Source organism: Algoriphagus jejuensis (assembly GCF_039523455.1).
GTDB lineage: Bacteria > Bacteroidota > Bacteroidia > Cytophagales > Cyclobacteriaceae > Algoriphagus > Algoriphagus jejuensis.
In genome coordinates this window covers 181715-200786 of sequence record NZ_BAAAFI010000007.1, presented here as the reverse complement: position 1 = coordinate 200786, position 19072 = coordinate 181715, and the positions used below count along the sequence as shown (strand labels likewise).

Here is a 19072-nt window from a genome sequence, read left to right as displayed (position 1 = left end):
CGAATTCGGCGCTAACCGCTTTAATTTTGAAACATCTGCCAGACTTATCCATTTCTTTTTTTTTGGATTAACTTCATGCCAAATAAGATTAGAGCTATGATGAGAATTTTATCGATAGGGTTGATTTGGTTGGCTTTTTTGGCCTTTGACAGCGAAGCTCGTGCCGTCACTTTCCATCAGGAGACGTCTGCTTCCCCTAGCGATGAACAGAAAGTTGAGATTGCTGAGCGCAGGGGATTTCCAGTTTTAGGGTCTAGTGGTGATACCCTGTTTCTGGTGTATTCCAGATTTGGTTCGATGACACCGGACGATCGCGCAAAACGGATCACGCAGCGCGTTAACAATCTTGCTGAAAACGACAGGTATTCCTCTGATTCACTTAAAATTGAGGAAGTCGAGGGCAGTTTTGACCTCACCTATAACGAGCAGATCATCATCACGATAACCGCTTCTGATGCTAAATACTATGATGCCGAGCCCTTAGAGCTGGCTCAAAGATCCCGCGAGATCATAGATTCCTACGTGTTGACCTATCAGAAGGAAAATACCCTGCAAGCTTGGGCGATTAGACTAGGATTGACCATTGCAGCTTTGCTGACAGCTATCGCTATCTTCTTTTTAGTGCAGAAAGGAGCCAGTAAGATGATTGACTGGGTTACCAACCGCCGAAATGTCCTATTCAAAAATCTAGCCTACCGAAGCTATACCTATCTGACTGAGGAACAGGAGCTCAACTTGGTATTGCAGTTGATCCGGATTTTCAAATGGTTTGTTATTCTAGTTATTTTATACCTACTGCTACCTGTACTTTTCAGTATTTTTCCGATGTCCAGAGATTGGTCTGAAGCCATTCTGGAGCTGGTATTACGGCCGATCCGCAACGTGCTGCATTCTACCTGGGTGTATTTGCCCAATTTGTTTAGCATCCTGGTGATTATCATTTTCATGCGGTATCTGATAAGATTTACAAAATTTGTTTTCAAAGAGATTGAGGCTGAAAAACTTGAAATCAACGGGTTTCACTCGGACTGGGCAATGCCTACTTATAACATCGTCCGATTCCTGCTTTTTGCTTTTACCTTAATTTTGGTTTTCCCCTACCTGCCAGGCTCAGATTCTGAGATATTCAAAGGTGTCACAGTGTTTGTCGGCATTCTTTTCTCCCTGGGATCTTCCACAGCAGTTACCAACATGATTGCGGGATTGGTCATTACCTACATGCGTCCCTTCAAGCCCGGAGATCGAATCAAAATAGCGGACGTCTCCGGTGATGTCATCGAAAAAACCCTGCTGGTCACGCGGATCAAAACCATCAAAAATGAAATCATTACGATTCCCAATGCCTCTGTCCTCAACGGAAACACGGTGAACTATTCGCAGCAGGCCGAGCACCAGGGACTCATCCTGCATACCACGATCACATTGGGCTATGATCTTTCTTGGCGAAAAGTTCACCTGACACTGATTAATGCGGCGTTGGCGACGGAGTTCGTTGAGCAGGAGCCAAAACCCTATGTGTTGCAGACGAGTCTGGATGATTTCTATGTATCCTATCAGCTCAATGCCTACACCCGTCAAGCCAGCAAGCAGGCGTTAGTGTATTCCGAACTGCACAAAAATATCCAGGATTTTTGCAGAGACGCCGACATCGAAATTATGTCGCCTCACTACCGTGCCAACCGGGACGGTTCGGATATTACGATTCCCGCCAAGGATTTGAACATCGGCGAGGGGAGTTAACCTTCCTTCGTGGCATTTTTCTTCTTTTCCACCAACATCTCGATGAATACGGGAGACTTTGTTTGAAGGTAAAACCCAGAAAGCAAAGCGATGTTATCTTCCTCCGTAAGACTTTTCTATGCGTTATTCTTTTCGTCCACGGCGGCTCTGCGGTGAAAAAAATAAAAAAATCCCGAAACGCTTGAAGCATTCCGGGATTCGAGTTAAAAAAATGAGGCCTCTTTAATAATTCACAAAATTGGTCACCAGTTGAATATCCAGCTTCTTGTCACCTGTGGTTTCGGCTTGCATTCCTCTAAGAACCAGCGTATATACCCGGTTTCCTTTCAGCTCCAAGGTCCCGGATTGGATGAGCGTCTCGCCGGTTGAGGTTGATTTGACCGCCAATTTGACGTTACCTGGCTCCACTTCCATGAATCCGGATACAGACTTGAAGGCAACACCTTCGGCTACCGAAACATCGCTGTCGGCAACTTCCAAATTGACATTTGCAGCATCGGAGGATAGGTGTACGAATCGCAATTGGGCTTTTTCAGCCGTAGGCTCTTCCCATACATCTTTGGTCAGGATAGCATCTATTCCCTCCGCTTCATTGGCTACGAAGATCGAATAGACAGAATCTGCCGCCAATACCAAGTCTTTTTCAAGCAAAGAAGTTGCGGAATTGAACGCCGAGAATCGGAAATCCCGAGTGCCCGGATAAAATGCGCTATATGGCAAAATCTGAGCGTATTCGAGCGGGTTTTGATTTACCCGGTTTTGGTTGGCATAGATGTCCATTGCTGGCGCATCGGTGGCACCCTGGAAGATGGAGACATAGGCCGCTGGCGGCAAATCCGGAGACTCGATGTCGTCCATGCAGCTTGTCAGGGTGAGTGAACCCGCGAAGATGGCGGCGGCTAGCATAAATGCTCTTTGGGTGCTTGTTTTACTTTTTGTAAGAAAGCTCATACGTATTGGTTTATATTTTCAAATTCTACCCCAAGACGGTTCAAGCGCAGTTTTCGCTTCAAAGAGAGTCAAAATAAATTCGAGTGCTCGGAGTGTTTGGCGCTAAATGCTTTGGGTTCAAAGCGATAGCTTAGTGACTTTTTTTTTGGAAATCGGTGTTAAAAAGAAGCGTTCAGATACCCGCAAAGACCGCTGGAAATTAGAAATTGCAGGAAATCCCCACTTGATCATGTCCGATTCCATCGCCCAAATTCAGACTCAATTGACGGCGCTTCAAGATACTATGTCTGCCCTTGAGGTGGATTTTCCACTACTGTTGGATCGAATTCATCCGCAAAATCGAAAGTCAGCTATCAACTTTTTGAAGTATTTGATCCTTCGGAAAAAGGACATTCGGAGTCTTCAGGATAAGCTGCATGCCAATGGGCTGTCTTCGCTGGCGAGCGGAGAAAGTCATATTCATCGGCAGATTCAGGTGACGCTCCAACATTTGGGAGCTCGATTTGACAAGCTCGATTCCTGCACTTCGGAGTTTGGAGCTCGGAAAATCACCAAGGGTAGCCTTTCGCTCTTTGGTGCGCTGCACGCCGAGTGGCCCTCATCGGTGATGGTTACCTTCGACACTTCTTTTTTGGAAGAGAAAAAGCTCGTGTCTGATCTCCTACGAAATGGAATGGGGATCGCCCGGATCAATTGCGCGCATGACGATGAGGTGATTTGGCTTAAGATGATCGAAAAAATCCAGAAGGCGAGTAAGGAAACGGGGATTCCCTGCAAGATCCATTTGGACCTGGCGGGCCCGAAGATCAGGACGGTGCTATTGGGAAAAGGAAAAAAGAAGGGCAAGGTAAAAATTGCGACCGATTCCTTGATTTGGTTATGCGACTCTGCAAAAGGATTTCGAGACGGAGACATTGTCATCAGTCCCAATGAGCCCGGAGTGATAGCCAGTCTCAAGCTTGGAGATAGGGTATTTATTGACGACGGCCTGATTTTTGGAAAAGTGGAAAAACTCGATTCGGGAAGGGCTTTGGTGAAAATCGAGCGGATATCTTCCAAGAAGCCTGTCATCAAAGCGGAAAAAGGTTTGAACTTTCCTGATTCGATATTGGAGGTTCCCTCGCTGACCGATTTTGATCGCAGCTGCCTCCCTTTCGTCTGCGCCTATGCCGACACAATCGGGTTTTCATTTGTGAGAAAAGCACAGGATATCATTGACCTTAGAGCTGCACTGCGGGAGCTTAAGGATGAAATTCCGTCCCTGATTCTCAAAATCGAAACTCACGAAGCGGTGGTCAATTTTCCTGAACTCGTCTTAGAAGGAATGGCCGAGCCGGTTTTTGGTGTGATGATTGCGAGAGGAGATTTGGCAGTGGAGATCGGATTTGAGCGCTTGGTGGAGATTCAGGAGGAAATCTCGTGGCTTTGCGAAGCGGCTCATGTGCCGGTGATCTGGGCAACTCAGGTTCTGGAAAACCTGCATAAATCCGGTTTGGCTTCCCGTGCCGAGATTACCGATGCCGGTCGGGCAGCCGCGGCAGAATGCATAATGATCAACAAAGGCCCCCATACCTTGGAGCTGCTGCGGACACTGCAGGATATCTCCAAGCGGATAGCCGGCTTCCGCACCAAAAACCGTCTTTCTCTCCGCCCTCTTAAGATCGCCGCCGACTTTCTTGAAAAGCGCTAAGCTGGTACTATTAAGCTACGTGTTAAGGAGTTGAGTTTTTCATTTGAATAAATTCCCGGCAGGTAGACCATTTTCCGCATAAAAAGTCACAGGTCAGTAGGCCAACTTTGACATTGTTGCGTTTGTAGTAGAGATTAGACTGATTTCAGGAGAGTGGCAGTATCGCTCGGCAAGGCGCTGTTTTCAAGTAACCTTTGACTAGTTTGGCAAATCCAAAAAAAAGCTAAAAAACCAGTTTATGCCCGTAATATCTTCTCCAGTTGGTAATATCCGAATCACTGCCAGAGACGGCTGCCTTTCCGAGCTGCGCTTTACCGATGAAAAAACGGACGAAGTAGTCTTGGATCAGGTGCTGATGAGTACGATCCAACAGTTGGAGGAATACTTTGAGGGTAGTCGCAAAGTCTTTGACATGCCGATCGGACTGGGAGGGACGGACTTTCAGCATCGGGTTTGGCTGGAGATCGCAAATATTCCTTTTGGTCAGACGACTACTTACATGAAAATCGCCCAGAAAATTGGTAATCCCGCAGCGATTCGTGCAGTGGGAGCGGCCATCGGAGCCAATCCAATTTTAGTGGTGTTGCCCTGTCATCGGGTACTGGGAAGCGACGGTGCCCTGACTGGGTACGCAGGAGGCCTCAACAAGAAAAAAGCGCTTTTAGAAATGGAAGGGCACCCTTCTCAGGGCACTCTCTTTTTATAGGGGACCATCTTCTTCGCGGCTTTTTTCCTCAGATAGCTGACCAACTCCGTGTAGGATTCGTGTTCATGGTTGGAAACTGAGATTGAATTTTTGTCAGAAAAAGCAATCGTCACCTGTCGAAACTCTTTCTTGTTTGCCAGGACAGTTTCCTCTTCCCAAGCCAAAATCTCAGTAACGGGATAAACTTTGGTCATACCGCGAAGCGGTAGTCGAACGGTAATTTGGTCTTTGCCGACGGAGATAAACCGCCAACCCGCCATCATCTTCACCAGCAGCATCAGGATCACCAGCGTGATCAGCGAACACGCGATGAGGTAGAACCAAAGCCCGAAGGAGCCCTTGTAGGAAAAATCCCGAAGTAGCAATATCAGTCCAGACATCAAAACCAAAAGAACGAGACTTAAGGAAATGTAGGTGGAGACTTTCGGCTTAATAATGACCATGGATTTGCTGGAGTTCAAGGAGTTTTTGGCGGGTAAAAGTCTCTAATTCCTGGAAGAATGCGAAGAAAATCACTTCAAATTCCGCTTCTTTTTCAAGTAAGACTTCCGGTGCCTCGTCCATCTTGGAGTCAAAAGTTGTACGTCTGCTGAGTCCGCTGAGGGATTTTCGCATCCCGTCGATTGTCCGATAGTGATACAGCCAGTTTTGGCTTTTCATCCAGTAGAACATCTCACCGAATCTTGTTGGAAGCTGATCCAAGTGGCGATCCAGGATTTCATAGGTGTGAGCTACAAAGCTTTCGAGCGGAATTGTAGAGTAGCGTCCCCAGTTTTTTCCCAAAAAATAATCAAAGAAAATATCCGTGATCACGGTGGAATAATGCCGAAAACGAGGTCTAAGGTAGCTCTGTCCGGCTCTGACCAATGGATGCGAATCGGTAAATGAATCGATCTCCCTGTGCAGCAAAATCCCAATTTTGACAGCTCCGTGATAGCGCTGCATCTCTTTTCCTTTGACAAAATCGGCAGCCATATTTCCCACCAGGATTTCCTCCTGACCAAAAGAGAGATACGCGTGGGCGAGAAAGTTCATGTGATTTTTTCCAGTTCAAAGCCTAAGACTTTTGCTTAGTTTGTACCCTAAAGTAAGGATTGATGCCGAATATAATCGAGGAACTCAAGCAAGGTCTCAAACTTCTCAAGTTGGAGTGGTCGGAAGATTTGACCCAATACAAACAGAAATTTCTCAATGCTTCCCTGGCAGAAAAGAAAAAGTCCGGCATAACCTGGCATCCCATTCAGCTGAAGAAAACGAAAATCGGAATGGATGAGCGGTTGATCGTGGATGTGGAGCGCGTGGATGCAGGCCATCCTTCTGCTTTTTCCTCTGGAAAATCAGTGACGTTCTTTTCTACCCATGAAGGCTATCAAGGTTCTGAAAATCGCGTCAATGGCGTGGTCAATCAGGTTTTTCGGAATTCGATGGTCGTCACGCTGCAGGTAGATGAAATCCCCGATTGGATGCAGGACGGCAGGCTGGGTGTGGATTTGCTCTTTGACGAGGCCAGCTATCGGGAGATGGAGTTTGCGCTGAAAAAGGTCATCGCAGGCGAAAGCCCGAGAATCGCCGAACTTCGAGACATTGCCTTGGGTGCTAAAAGCCCGGGCTTCAAAGATCAATATCCGGTTGAACTTCCGAGCCTTAACTTTTCTCAAAATCAAGCCTGTCAGAAGATCGCCGCTGCGCAGGACTTTGCGGTGGTTCACGGTCCTCCTGGAACCGGTAAGACCACCACGCTGATCGCGGCCATCCGGCAGGCGGTGGAGAAAGGCCTGAGCATTTTGGTCGCAGCGCCAAGCAACGCCGCAGTGGATCTGTTGGTGGAGAAGCTGGTCGACGTCGATATTACCACACTTCGTCTTGGACATCCCGCCCGGGTGGAAGAGAAGATCCTCAGTCAGACCTTGGACGCAAAGATCGCCAATCACGACAGCTATCGGGATCTGAAAAAGCTACGCAAAGAAACCGAGGAATACCTGAAGCTTGCCAAACAATACAAGCGAAATTTTGGACACGAAGAGCGCATGCAGCGCAAACTGATGTATCAGGAGGTTTCCCGAATCCGGGACACGGCCAGCCATTTGGAGGATTACATTCGTGCCGATATCTTTCAGAAAACCCAGGTCTTTGCCAGTACGCTTGTTGGTGCGTCCAACTTCAACCTGAAGGGAATGGTATTCGATGTAGTGTTCATCGATGAGGCGGCTCAGGGTTTGGAAGCGGCGACCTGGATTCCGATCTTGAAAGCAAAAAAGGTCGTCTTTGCCGGAGATCACTGTCAGCTGCCGCCGACGATCAAGTCTTACGATGCTGCCAAAGCCGGGCTTTCGGTTACACTTTTTGAAAAAATCATCCAACGCCAGCAGCAAACTGCCCAGATGCTCCAAGTCCAATACCGAATGCCCGCCGACATCATGGGCTTCTCAAACGACTGGTTTTACGAAGGGAAATTGCAGGCCGCCGAGAATACCAAAGAGCATGCCTTTTCGCCGGAAGAGCCGGTACTGGAATGGATAGACACCGCTGGCTCGGGCTACACCGATCAGCAGGAGGCCGAGAGCCTCAGTACCTTTAATCCCGAAGAAGCCAGATTTGCCTGCACGTATTTGAACGACACGATCAAAAGGATTGGAATTGCTCGCTTCAAGCAGGAAAACTGGACGATCGGATTGATTGCGCCGTATGGAGCGCAGGTTCGGCTGTTGCGAAATCTGATCTTTGAGACCTTCGAGTATCCGAACTTGAAGGCCTTTTCGGACTTGATCACCATCGATACCGTTGATGGATTTCAGGGGCAGGAGCGGGATCTGATGCTGATCTCTTTGACCAGATCCAACGAAAAAGGTGAGATCGGATTTCTCTCGGATACCCGTCGAATGAACGTGGCGCTGACCCGCGCCAAGCGAAAATTGATTCTGATCGGAGATAGTGGAACCTTGGCACAGAATCCATTCTTCGACGCGCTGCTACGGTATTTTGAAGAGAAAGGGGGGTACAGTAGCGTGTATGAATTTCTTTAGCGGGAAGACGAAAGGAGCTGTCAAGAGTCTGGTTCTCCAATTTGAGTAAGTAGTGAGTAGTAACTTATAAGTGGTAAAAGTGCTGTTGGACGCGACTCTCCCTCTATTCCTAAATTCAGTTTGGAATGCTGCACTCTATCAAAAGGGGGTAGGGGGATTTGAAACGAATTTGCTGGAAGTGCTCGCAACACTCAACTAAGAAGCGGAAACCTAAGTTGACGCGATCTACTCTGTCTCACCCTCGTGCCTCGCTATCGGGATTCGTTCTTTTTTATCAAGAAAAAAGGCCAAAGAAAAAAAGCAAAGCCTAAGCTGATCTTGTAGCTGCGAGTAGTAGGTTAAGTGCAAGAAATACCTTCAGTAGTCGTAGTCCTCGACTCCGCCCGGACCGACATATCTAAGGCTTGGCTTTTTTTAAGCGATTGATTCGTCAGAAGACTCAGATGGGTTTTCCTCCTCTGCCTTTCCAAAATCCTCTGCATGCTGCAACGTCACCCATTTCCCCATCTTCTTTTGGATCACTTTGAAGTGGTGCATTTCCTCAGGCGTGATCAGTGAAATGGCTTCCCCTTCAGCGCCTGCCCGACCGGTGCGGCCGATGCGATGGATGTAGTCTTTTGGTGATCTCGGCAACTCGTAATTGATCACCAAGGGTAAAAATTGGATATCAATTCCCCTCGCAGCCAGATCCGTCGCGACCAAAACCCGGGTCTTTCCGGATTTGAATCGAGCAAGCGCTTCTGTTCTCGCTCCTTGGCTTTTATCTCCGTGAAAGGCAATTGCTTCAATACCGTTTTTGACCAGCTTGCCCACAACATTGTCAGCCGTACGGATCGATGAGGTGAAAACCAAGATTTGTTTCCAATCCCCGGAATTGATTAGAGTTCGCAGAAAAGGGCCTTTTTCCTCTGGCTCTACTCGATAGGCCTTTTGAGCAATTTCCTCTGGTGTGAAGTTGGCAGCTTCTACCTGTACTTTGACTGGATCTTTGAGGAGCTTTTTGGTCAACACTTCCACTTCCTCATCCATCGTTGCGGAAAAGAGGATGTTCTGCCTTTTGGCAGGCAACATCTCCAAGATATGCTCGACTTCCTCGCGGAAGCCCATATTCAGGACTTTGTCTGCCTCGTCCAAAACCAGCGTATGAATCCTGGAAATGCCCACGGCTTTTCTGCCAATCAGATCAATCAAGCGGCCTGGAGTAGCGATCAGGATCTCGACTCCATGTAGTTTCATCATCTGTGGATTGATGGATACACCGCCGAAGACCGCCATCGATTTGATCGTTCGGGGTAAAAATCGGCTGAAATTTTCCGTTACCTCTGCCACCTGCACGGCAAGTTCTCGGGTTGGTACGATTACTAAAACGGGGACAAATCGCTCGGTTGGTGCATTCTTAGACAACAAACGCTGAAGGATCGGCAGGACGTAGGCGGCGGTTTTTCCGGAGCCCGTCGGTGCGAGGCCTAGCAGGTCTTTTTGTTGGAGAATAGCCGAAATGGCCGCGACTTGGATCGGGTAGGGGCTTTCGTATTTTGCTCGCTCGGTGGCGGTAATCAGTTCTTTGGAAAGGCCTAGCTCGGAAAAATTCATAGTCGCGATTTTTGACAAAGTTAGCAGCTTTCCCCGAAAGCCGCTTTTTTTAAGCTGCTCCTCCCTATCGCGCGTCACCTACCATAGGCCAAACGCCAAGTGCTGGAATTCACCTTGTAAATGAGGAATTTTCAGGCCATCTTAGGCGCCCTTTGGAAGGTAAATGCACCGATTTCCCTTTCGCAAAATTCAAAACTCCCGAGTAACTATGTTTCGAAGTATTTGGCTGAGCTATGCCATTTTGATATCGATTTCTTTCGCATGCCAATCGCCTGGTCCCACGCCAGAAACCCCCGATAGCCCCGCCCGAACTCCGGCCGAGGAAGTTAAAACTTTTCAACTGGAGTCTGGATTTGAAATTCAGCTGGTCGCTGCTGAGCCGATGATTGAATCACCTGTAATCATACAGTTTGACGAAGATGGCCGTCTTTGGGTGGTCGAGATGCTGAATTATATGATTGACATCGAAGGCTCCGGCGAGAGTATGCCGACGGGTCGAGTCACCATCCTGGAGGATACGGACGCCGACGGAGAGATGGACAAACGAACAGTTTACCTAGATTCTCTCGTGATGCCGAGGGCCTTAGGCTTTTTCGAAAACGGTGCCCTCATTGCTGAAAACAATTCGCTTTGGGTCACGCGGGATTTGGACGGTGACGGCCGGGCTGACTCAAAGGTTTTACTCGACTCTACCTATGCAGCCAATGGAAGCCCAGAGCATTCCGACAACGGATTTGCCAGAAACGTGGACAACTGGTACTATAGCGCCAAGTCCCGCCTACGGTATCGGCTGCAAGATGGCGACTGGATCCGGGATTCTACAGAGTTTCGCGGACAGTGGGGCATCGTACAGGATGATCATGGCCGCTTGCTTTACAACTACAACTGGTCTCAGCTGCACGGAGACTTGGTGCCGCCCAATTATCTTTCTCGAAATAAAAACCACACTCCATCCACCGGAATCGATCATGGTTTGACGATCGATCGTCGGGTGTTTCCCATCCGAAGCACCCCGGCGGTGAATCGGGGCTACGTGCCGGGAACGTTGGATTCTGCGGGTCGGCTGCAGGAGTTTACCTCTGCCGGTGCGCCGACAGTCTATCGAAGTCATCTTTTTCCAAGGGAATATCTGGGAAATGTCTTTGTGATGGAGAGTGCCGGTAACCTGGTCAAGCGAAATGTGCTACAGGACAAGGGCGTGCTTGTGGAGGCTCATGACCCCAATCCGGGCAAGGAGTTTTTGGCGTCCACAGACGAGCGATTTCGACCGGTTTATGCGACAGTCGGCCCCGACGGAGCCATGTATCTGGTCGATATGTATCATGGGATGATCCAGCACGAATCGTACATGACCCCCTATCTGAAGGAGCAGACGATGAAGAGAGGATTGGACATGCCTGTGCAGATGGGCAGGATTTGGAGGATTGTGCCAAAGGGTTTTAAGCCCTCCAAGCAAGCCAGGCTTTCGGATGCGACGAGTGCTGAGTTGATCAGCTATCTATCGCACGAAGACGGTTGGTATCGAGACATGGCCCAACGGCTTTTGGTAGAAAAAAACGATCCTACTACGATAGCGGGATTGGTAGAAGTGGTGAAAAACGGAAAATCAGAGCTGGGTAGTTTTCATGCACTTTGGACTTTGGAAGGGCTGCGCAAAGTCGATCCGGCGCTTTTGCTGGAGGTCCTGCAAGGGGACTCGGATTTGTTGAAAACCACAGCTTTGAGACAAATTGAAAAATCTGCTACTGAAAATCCTGAAGTTTTGGCGCAATTGAAAACCGTCATTTCCACTTGGCCCGACCAAGTTTCAGAAGTGCTTGCACTTCAGTTGGCGCTGAGTTCAGAGATTTTTCCGATTGAATCCAAGACCGCAATACTTGCCAATATCTTTGACCATCACGGGGAACTTGCGCTGATGCGTGATGCGATCATGAGCAGCTTGGAATCGGATGAATTTCTGTTTTTGCAAAAGTTGATCGCATCTGAGTCATGGCAAACCGGCACCATCGACCGGGAGATTTTTCTGGAAATGCTGACAAACGCGATCATCACCAACGGAAAACCGGAAGAGATTTCAGGCTTGCTCGCAGTAGCGGATGCAAATGAATTTGGCTGGAAGGAAAACGTCATTCTAAACGGGATGGCGATAATTGCCGCTAACACCGAAAAGCCGGGACAGGTTACTTTGAAGAATAGTCCTGCCATTTTTGCGCGAGCTGATTTTCCATTGGATCAAAACCGCGCCGGAATGCTCAAGCGCCTTTTCTCTTGGCCGGGATACAACCCTGCCGTAAAACAGGAGACGGCTGGATACCTTGACGAGCAATCCATGAAGCAATTTGCCGCAGGTCGGACAAAATTTTTAACCTCCTGTGCCGGGTGTCACGGCAGTAATGGGAAAGGTGCATTGCGGATGGGGCCTCCGTTGGCTGGGTCCGAATGGGTGACCGGAGACGAAGTACAGTTGAGCTTGATCCTTTTACACGGTCTGGAGGGGCCGATCGAAGTGGCTGGCAAAACCTATGACAGTCCCGAGATTCTCCCTGTAATGCCCGCGCACTCGACGATGGGAGATGGGGATATTGCGGCCATACTCACGTATATTCGAAATGAGTGGGGAAACCACGCCGCGCCGATAACCGGACGAACTGTGAGCGCGACCCGTCTTCTCAATCAGGGTAGAGTGTATCCTTGGACTGAGGCGGAGTTGAAAGCACACGTAGAGAAACTGGCGGCTGCACCCAAACCATGACCTAAACCCAAGGAAGCCATGAGCTTACAATTGCATCTTGAATCCAGGAGAGCGTTTTTCAAAAAGACCAGTCTCGCCGCTGCGGCGCTGACTTTTCCTTTTTCGGCTTTGCCGGAAAGTTTAAAAGGCATTCCGATGGGTGTGGTGGTGCATTCCTACAGCCGATACGGTTCCAAGGTCGAAAGCCAAACCTATCCAGGGTTTAAAGATGCCATTGACCTGATGCGCCATTGTCATTCCATCGGTGCGGGCGGGATTCAGACGACCGTGAATGGTTGGGCGGATGATTTTGGGAAAAAAGTCCGGGACGAGCGCGAAAAGCTCGGAATGTATCTGGAAGGAAGTATTGGCCTGCCGAAAAACCCCGAAGACGTAGTCCGATTTGAAACCGAACTTTTGGCAGCCAAGGAAGCTGGTGCAATGATACTGCGAACGGCCTGCCTGAGTGGTCGTCGCTACGAGACCTTCAAGACCGAAGCTGACTGGTTGACTTTCAAGGAAAACTCCCTGAAATCGATCCGCTTGGCCGAACCGATTGTTCGCAAGCATCAGATGAAGTTGGCGGTGGAGAATCACAAGGATTGGAAGGCTGCCGAGCTCAAGCAGATTATCGAAGACCTTAGTAGTGAATGGGTGGGAGTGACACTCGACTTCGGAAATAATGTCTCTTTGTTGGAAGATCCGATGGAGGTGATCCGGACTTTGGCACCCTTAGCTTTTTCCACCCATGTGAAGGATATGGGTGTGAAAGCTTTCGATAAGGGATTTCTGCTTTCAGAGGTGCCTTTGGGAACCGGGATTGTCGATCTGAAAGAGGCCGTGAGTTTGTGCCAAAAGTTCAATCCTGCAGTAACTTTCAGTCTGGAAATGATCACCCGCGATCCGCTTGAAATCCCCTGCCTGGAGGAAAGCTATTGGGCAACCTTTGAGCAACCTGCCGCTCAGGATCTGGCCAAAGCACTGCGATTGGTTCGGGATCATACCTATCCCAATTCCCTTCCTGAGGTGAAAAATCTAAACGCAGAGCAACGGCTCGCCTACGAAGAGGAAAATGTGCTGAAGTGCCTTGAATACTCGAAAAAGGAACTGCTGACTTAACTTGTCTTTCAAAGACGCTAGTATCAAGACTTGAGTATCAAGACCTCGGTAATAGATTTTAGAGGTTATTACTAACAATTAGAGAGATTTGGGGCAAGTTTAATTAAGTCTTGAAAGTTTAGAAATAAGTAAAATAGACAACAAGACTTGGCGTATTTTAAGCCATTATACTGTGGTTCAACACTTAAATTTCGTCCTGCTAGCACAAACCACAATCGGATAGGCGCGGTGGGAAGATTTGCCAGCGAGCCGGCGTCTGGCCTTGTGCGGCTGGAGCTTTGGCAAATCTTGATCTTTTGGTTCTTTTGGATCAAGCCAAAAGAACAGAGAAAAAGAATAGCGTAAAATAATTTAGAGTGCTGTCCATCGATGCATTGACAAGAAACTATGTAGCGTCAATATTACTTGGTTTATCTGCAGAAGCGGAGTCATAGTATCAGTCACGCTGCGAATCGACAGGCAACTCTTTTAAATAATTGGAAACTCTTAAAAAAATAACTCTCCCATGTCTACCCTCGACTTCTCCCAACTACCCGGAATCTCACTTTTTTCGCTCAAAGGCAAAACCGCCATCATCACCGGCGGCACCAAAGGCCTCGGCCTGGCCATGGCTGCGGGACTGGCCTCTGCCGGAGCAAATGTGCTGTTGGTTAGTCGAAAAGCCTCCGACGGAGATGAAGCAGCTACAGAAATCGCAGCGCAATACGGTGTCAAGGCCATGACCTTTGCCGCAGATGTCGTGGACAAAGCCGCGATGGAGGCCATGGCAAAATTCGCGATGGACTCCTTTGGAAGCATCGACATCCTGATCAATTCAGCGGGAATAAACATCCGAGGCGCGATCGACGAACTGAGTTACGAGGATTTTACCAAGGTGATGGATGTGAACGTGACCGGAACTTGGCTAGCAAGTAGGGCAGTCACTCCATTTATGAAGGAGCAAAAGAGCGGTGCCATCATCAATCTTGCGAGCACGCTAGGCGTGGTAGGTCTGTCAAACAGGACTCCTTATGCCTCCAGCAAAGGAGCTGTGGTGCAGATGACCCGAGCCTTGGCCTTGGAGCTTGCACCATGGAACGTCACCGTGAATGCGATCTGTCCGGGACCTTTTTTGACTGAGATGAATCTACCCATTGCGGATACTGAGGAGGGGAAAAAGTTTGTTGTGGGTGCTACTGCATTGGGCCGCTGGGGTGAATTGAAAGAGATCCAGGGAGCCGCAATTTTTTTGGCTTCAGCTGCCGGAACCTATATGGTCGGCTCCATGTTGACGGTCGACGGCGGGTGGACGGCGAGGTAAAGCTTGAAAGGAAAGTTATTTTGAGCCTGCATTTCCTAGTCTAATTTATTAGCCTAATAAGGAAGCGACGACAATGTTTGCCAGTTGATGACATTGGCTGCGCTCCTTTTCTGGTTTTCATCACCTCCGTAGATCAAAAAAGAATCCTCTGGAGGTGTGCCAGAAACAGTTTGGAAATAGGTAAGGCTGTCGAAGAAATGCGAATTGAGAGTCCTGCTTGATTTGATTTCCGCTGCAATCAATTTTCCTCCTACGTCCATAATAAGGTCTATTTCTCTAGAACCAGCAGCGTTCCAAAAAAAATTTTTTGGAGATAGCTCGCGATTCAATTGGTTTTTCAGCACCTCATTGATGATGAAGTTTTCAAACAATGCACCTTTGGCGAAATGACGGTTTAGATCTTGCACAGACCTAAGGTTAAGTAAAGCGCATGCCAGCCCAGTGTCATAGAAATACAGTTTCGGGCTTTTGACTATCCGTTTATTGAAGTTTTTGTGATAGGGTCGTAGCGTATAGCAAACAAAGCTAGTTTCCAAGATGCTGATCCAATTGTTTACTGTTTGGTAGGATACTCCGATCTGGTTACCGATTTCGGTGAAGTTGACCAACTGCCCAATTCTACCTGCACAGATTTCCAAAAATTGCCGAAAAGTATGGAGGTTTCCAATGTTCAAAAGTTGCCTGACATCTCTTTCGACATAGGTTTTGAGATAGTCTTGCAGCCACTTAGTTGGATCAAGGTCCATGTCATATATGCGTGGATAGAATCCTTTTAGAATATATTCTTCAAAAGAAGCCAGGCGATACGGTGTATCATGGATCTCCTCTAACGAAAAAGGTAGCAAATTGAACAAAGTGATCCTCCCGGCAAGACTTTGTGAAACGCCCTCCATCAACAGGAGATTTTGGGAACCAGAAAGGATAAATTGTCCAGGGATTTTTGCTTGGTCAGTGATTACTTGGATGTAAGAAAGCAATTGTGGTACGTTTTGTACTTCATCCAAAATCATTTTTGAATCGTTGCTCCCCAGAAAGCCCTTTGGGTCAGAATTGGCGAATTGCCTCAATTCAGGATCTTCTAGGTTTTGATAAATATGGTCCGGGAAAAGTGCCCGGATTAACGTGGACTTGCCACTTTGTCGCGGGCCGGTGACTACGATAATCGGCAGTTTTTCTGCCGATTCCCTAATTTTGGATCCTAATTTCCTGTCAAGCATAGACTTGCAAATTAGAAGTTCAACTTCTAATTTGCAAGTCTAACTTTTTAATTCAAGACTATCCCACCAACAAAGTCAGGACATAGATCGACAGGATTGCGGTGATGCTGGCTATCACCGTCCCGAGACTATGGGACATATTTCCCTGCTTGATCGACATGCCGGAGAGTTGGGTGACCACCCAGAACCCGCTGTCATTCGCATGGGAGACGGCCAATGAACCAGCACCGATGGCCAGACAGGTGAACACCTTCATGGTCTCGGAGTCCAGTCCGAGCGGCCCGAGTATGGGAGCGATGATGGACGCGGTCGTGATCATGGCGACGGTCGTGGAGCCTTGGGCGGTCTTGAGCGCAAAGGCGATCAGGAAGGGCAAAAATATTCCCCAGTTTGCATCGCTCATGCTGGAAGTGACCAGGTCGCCTACGCCGGAGTTTTGGAGCATCTTGCCAAAGACAGCCCCGGCTCCGGTGATGAAGATCACCGGAGCGGCCAGCAGGATCGATTCGCCGATCCAGCCAGAGGCAGAGAGGAGTTTTACTTCAAACTTTTTGGGTAGGGCAAAAGATAGGAATGCACCAATAAGCAAGGCGATCACCGGTGTTCCGAGGAACTGGATGATCTTGAAAAATTGACCCTCGCCCAGAGGTCTGGTGGGATAGTTTGCGATCGACGCCAAGATGATTAAAAACAAAGGTACAAGTACCGGAGTGAGTGCTGAGAAGAAGGATGGAAGTTGTTTCTTTTCCAGCTTGTTTTCATCGATCCCCATCTTGGCTTCCAGCGGGATTCTGGTCACGAACTTGTTGACGAAAATGTAGAGTGGAATCAATGCGATCAGAGACACGATCACCCCCCAAAGGATCACCTGACCGAGGTCGGCTCCCAAAATCCCGGCAGTCGCGATCGGACCGGGAGTAGGAGGAACCAACGCATGACTGGCCATGGCACCGAGTGAAAGCGCCACGATGGTTGCGGCGTAGGAGATGTTACTTTTTTTAGACAGTGACTTGGCAATCGGGTTCATCATGATGATCGTGCTGTCGCCAAAGACCGGAATAGAGAGCACCCAACCGCTAAGCATCATAGATAGATTGACGGATTTTTCGCCGATCCACTTCAAAATCCGGTCGGCAATCACGATCGCTCCACCTGTTTTTTCCAGAAAAGTTCCCATGATCACTCCCAAGAGAATCAGCAATCCCACACTGCCAATCACTCCGCCAAATCCATCTGAGATGGATTTGATGATGATCTCAGTCGGCATTCCCATCATTAGGCCGTAGAGGATGGCTCCGACAAAAAGTGCTAAAAAGGGGTGGATATCAAACTTGACAATGGCAATCAGGATCATGGCCAAGGCGACCAAGATTATTAGAAGAGTCAGCATTTTGGGTTTGTTGGGTTTAAAGAGTTTTGATCAGAAAAATTTTCAAGACCACAGAATCTAAAAATTAGGTAAAAAAGGGAAATATCAAAGCCCGCTCTTCGGAATTTGCAATTCAGTAGACATATAGAAGGATTTTTAATCCAGCGGATCAGACAGGGAGATGGGATTCAGCATTGCTCCTGATCAAACTAGTGGATACTAACGTGCAAAATGCCTCTCCTTATTGCCTTTCTATATACATGACCGCAGAATCTTCGATGTATTTGGCGGGATTGTAGGAGGCGTAAAACTTGTTTTTCAGCGTCTTCAAGGAATTGTTCAAACCGTTGATTTGTGTGGTAAATTCCGCAGGGAACCGTGTACTGTCCGAATAGACTGTGATCAAGCTCTCGTATTGATCCATGTTGACCAGCATTCTGGCGGTGAGTTGGCCAAATCGAAGGCGGAGAGACTGGACTTTATACATGTACGTCTCTACCTGACCCAGCCATTTTCCTTTGGTGTTTTGGGAGCTTTCTTGCAGCGTTATTTTTTCCGAAATGGCTTTCCGACAGTCATTCTTGAACGTTTCTCGGTCAATATCCAGCGTGGCGTTGAGATACTTTTTTCGGTAGTCCGTCATGCTGATTCCGTAGTAGTTCATCTGATCTTCCAGCAGCGTGGCATTTTCTTTTTGAAGTTGTTCAAGCTCCTTGTTGATCTGAGCCCACTCATTGTCGATGATTGCTTTTTGATTTTCAAACTGACTTGTGACGTTCAGCAGTTTGAGCATGCCGGGAGTTTTTTCGCTCAGTTCCTTTTCCCTTTTACCGATGGCTGTGACCAAGGCGGTAATTCCAGAGGATGCCGTGGCCACCATCGTGCCATAGAGGGGCACGCCGCTACCTACGGCACTGATCAGATTCAGGGAACTGTTGATTACTTCCATCATCTGGTCGTCTTTTCCCTGCTTGTTGTACCAGGCATCGTAATCCTTTTTCCACGAAGTAAAGGTGTTGTAGTTTTGGATTTTACCGATGTTTCCGAGTTGGGTGTAGAAAGTCTGCGAAGAAACGAACAGATCCAGCGGTTGAATGTCCCGCTGTATGCTGAGTAATTCAGTCAGTGCCAACTGTCCGTTGAGATTGATTTTTGTTTTTGGACCTTCTTCCAGAAACTTAAGTCGGCTGTCCAGGGCTATTTGGAGCTTTTCCAGGTCATTGATTTTCTCTTTGTCCGTAGAATTCCTGTTGTCGGCATCAGCTAGTTTCTCTGTAAGTCGATTGACCTCTTCCTCATTTTTTTTCAGCTTCTCATTGAGGTCTTTCAATTGATTGTCCCGCTCGGTTTTTATTTGTTCGGAGATGGAGGTCGTGTCTGACACCTGACCGAATGCGGTGAGTGAAAAGGTCAGACCTGCGATCAGGAGAAAGGGAGACGCCGTGAATTTCATAGCTGAAGATGAGAAAGAGAGTCGGGGTATTTGGGTGGATTGGTAATGCGTCTCCTTTACGCAATTTTCGTGCGAAATTTTATCCTTTGATAAAAGTCGGATTTTCCACTGATTTCAGCCGTTTACCGGCGACTCGACCCAATCCTTTCTGCCCCTCGAAATTTGCAATTCGAAGGACAT

General features: G+C 48.1%; 14 protein-coding genes. 7 read left to right on the top strand and 7 right to left on the bottom strand.

Annotated features, from left to right (window positions below):
• Nucleotides 1–96: 96 nt before the first annotated feature.
• A complete protein-coding gene (locus tag ABD031_RS08735; protein ID WP_343850419.1) occupies nucleotides 97–1740 on the top strand; it encodes a mechanosensitive ion channel family protein in 1644 nt (547 codons plus the stop codon).
• Nucleotides 1741–1962: 222 nt separating this feature from the next.
• Here the strand turns inward: ABD031_RS08735 and ABD031_RS08730 are convergent, their stop codons facing one another.
• Complete coding sequence (locus ABD031_RS08730) at nucleotides 1963–2691, bottom strand: DUF4397 domain-containing protein (protein WP_343850418.1); 729 nt, start codon at nucleotides 2689–2691, stop codon at nucleotides 1963–1965.
• 133 nt (nucleotides 2692–2824) lie between these two features.
• Here ABD031_RS08730 and ABD031_RS08725 point away from each other — a divergent pair, with 133 nt between their 5' ends.
• Both ABD031_RS08725 and ABD031_RS08720 read left to right on the top strand, forming a co-directional pair.
• A complete protein-coding gene (locus tag ABD031_RS08725) occupies nucleotides 2825–4381 on the top strand; it encodes a pyruvate kinase (RefSeq protein WP_343850416.1) in 1557 nt (518 codons plus the stop codon).
• A gap of 238 nt (nucleotides 4382–4619) precedes the next feature.
• Nucleotides 4620–5087, top strand: a complete 468-nt coding sequence (locus ABD031_RS08720) for a methylated-DNA--[protein]-cysteine S-methyltransferase (protein WP_343850414.1) — start codon at nucleotides 4620–4622, stop codon at nucleotides 5085–5087.
• Here ABD031_RS08720 and ABD031_RS08715 read toward each other — a convergent pair.
• Both ABD031_RS08715 and ABD031_RS08710 read right to left on the bottom strand, forming a co-directional pair.
• A complete protein-coding gene (locus ABD031_RS08715; RefSeq protein ID WP_343850411.1) occupies nucleotides 5066–5530 on the bottom strand; it encodes a hypothetical protein in 465 nt (154 codons plus the stop codon). The genes ABD031_RS08720 and ABD031_RS08715 overlap by 22 nt on opposite strands.
• Nucleotides 5517–6122 carry an acyl carrier protein phosphodiesterase gene (locus ABD031_RS08710; protein ID WP_343850408.1) on the bottom strand — a complete coding sequence of 202 codons (606 nt, stop codon included), beginning with the start codon at nucleotides 6120–6122 and terminating at the stop codon, nucleotides 5517–5519. The genes ABD031_RS08715 and ABD031_RS08710 overlap by 14 nt, the downstream gene beginning before the upstream one ends.
• A 62-nt stretch (nucleotides 6123–6184) precedes the next feature.
• On the opposite strand from ABD031_RS08710, the gene ABD031_RS08705 reads away from it, so the two are divergent.
• A complete protein-coding gene (locus tag ABD031_RS08705) occupies nucleotides 6185–8110 on the top strand; it encodes an AAA domain-containing protein (RefSeq protein WP_343850406.1) in 1926 nt (641 codons plus the stop codon).
• 414 nt (nucleotides 8111–8524) lie between these two features.
• Here ABD031_RS08705 and ABD031_RS08700 read toward each other — a convergent pair whose 3' ends face one another.
• A complete protein-coding gene (locus tag ABD031_RS08700) occupies nucleotides 8525–9703 on the bottom strand; it encodes a DEAD/DEAH box helicase (protein ID WP_343850404.1) in 1179 nt (392 codons plus the stop codon).
• Nucleotides 9704–9911: 208 nt separating this feature from the next.
• Here ABD031_RS08700 and ABD031_RS08695 point away from each other — a divergent pair, with 208 nt between their 5' ends.
• The 3 genes from ABD031_RS08695 (at nucleotide 9912) to ABD031_RS08685 (ending at nucleotide 14853) form a co-directional block, all read left to right on the top strand.
• On the top strand, nucleotides 9912–12455 hold the full coding sequence (locus tag ABD031_RS08695) for a DUF7133 domain-containing protein (protein ID WP_343850402.1): 2544 nt from the start codon (nucleotides 9912–9914) through the stop codon (nucleotides 12453–12455).
• 18 nt (nucleotides 12456–12473) lie between these two features.
• On the top strand, nucleotides 12474–13553 hold the full coding sequence (locus tag ABD031_RS08690) for a sugar phosphate isomerase/epimerase family protein (protein WP_343850400.1): 1080 nt from the start codon (nucleotides 12474–12476) through the stop codon (nucleotides 13551–13553).
• Nucleotides 13554–14058: 505 nt separating this feature from the next.
• Nucleotides 14059–14853 (top strand): SDR family NAD(P)-dependent oxidoreductase, encoded by a 795-nt coding sequence (locus ABD031_RS08685; RefSeq protein ID WP_343850398.1) that lies wholly within the window; start codon nucleotides 14059–14061, stop codon nucleotides 14851–14853.
• A 53-nt stretch (nucleotides 14854–14906) separates the two neighbouring features.
• Here ABD031_RS08685 and ABD031_RS08680 read toward each other — a convergent pair whose 3' ends face one another.
• From ABD031_RS08680 to ABD031_RS08670, 3 genes are all read right to left on the bottom strand, one after another.
• Entirely contained in the window at nucleotides 14907–16070 is a 1164-nt protein-coding gene (locus ABD031_RS08680; RefSeq protein ID WP_343850396.1) for an ATP-binding protein, read from the bottom strand.
• Between the two features lie 58 nt (nucleotides 16071–16128).
• The gene (locus ABD031_RS08675) at nucleotides 16129–17460 is read right to left on the bottom strand and encodes a GntP family permease (RefSeq protein ID WP_343850394.1); all 1332 of its coding nucleotides are present in this window, start codon (nucleotides 17458–17460) and stop codon (nucleotides 16129–16131) included.
• A gap of 220 nt (nucleotides 17461–17680) precedes the next feature.
• Complete coding sequence (locus ABD031_RS08670; RefSeq protein WP_343850392.1) at nucleotides 17681–18892, bottom strand: hypothetical protein; 1212 nt, start codon at nucleotides 18890–18892, stop codon at nucleotides 17681–17683.
• Nucleotides 18893–19072: the final 180 nt, after the last annotated feature.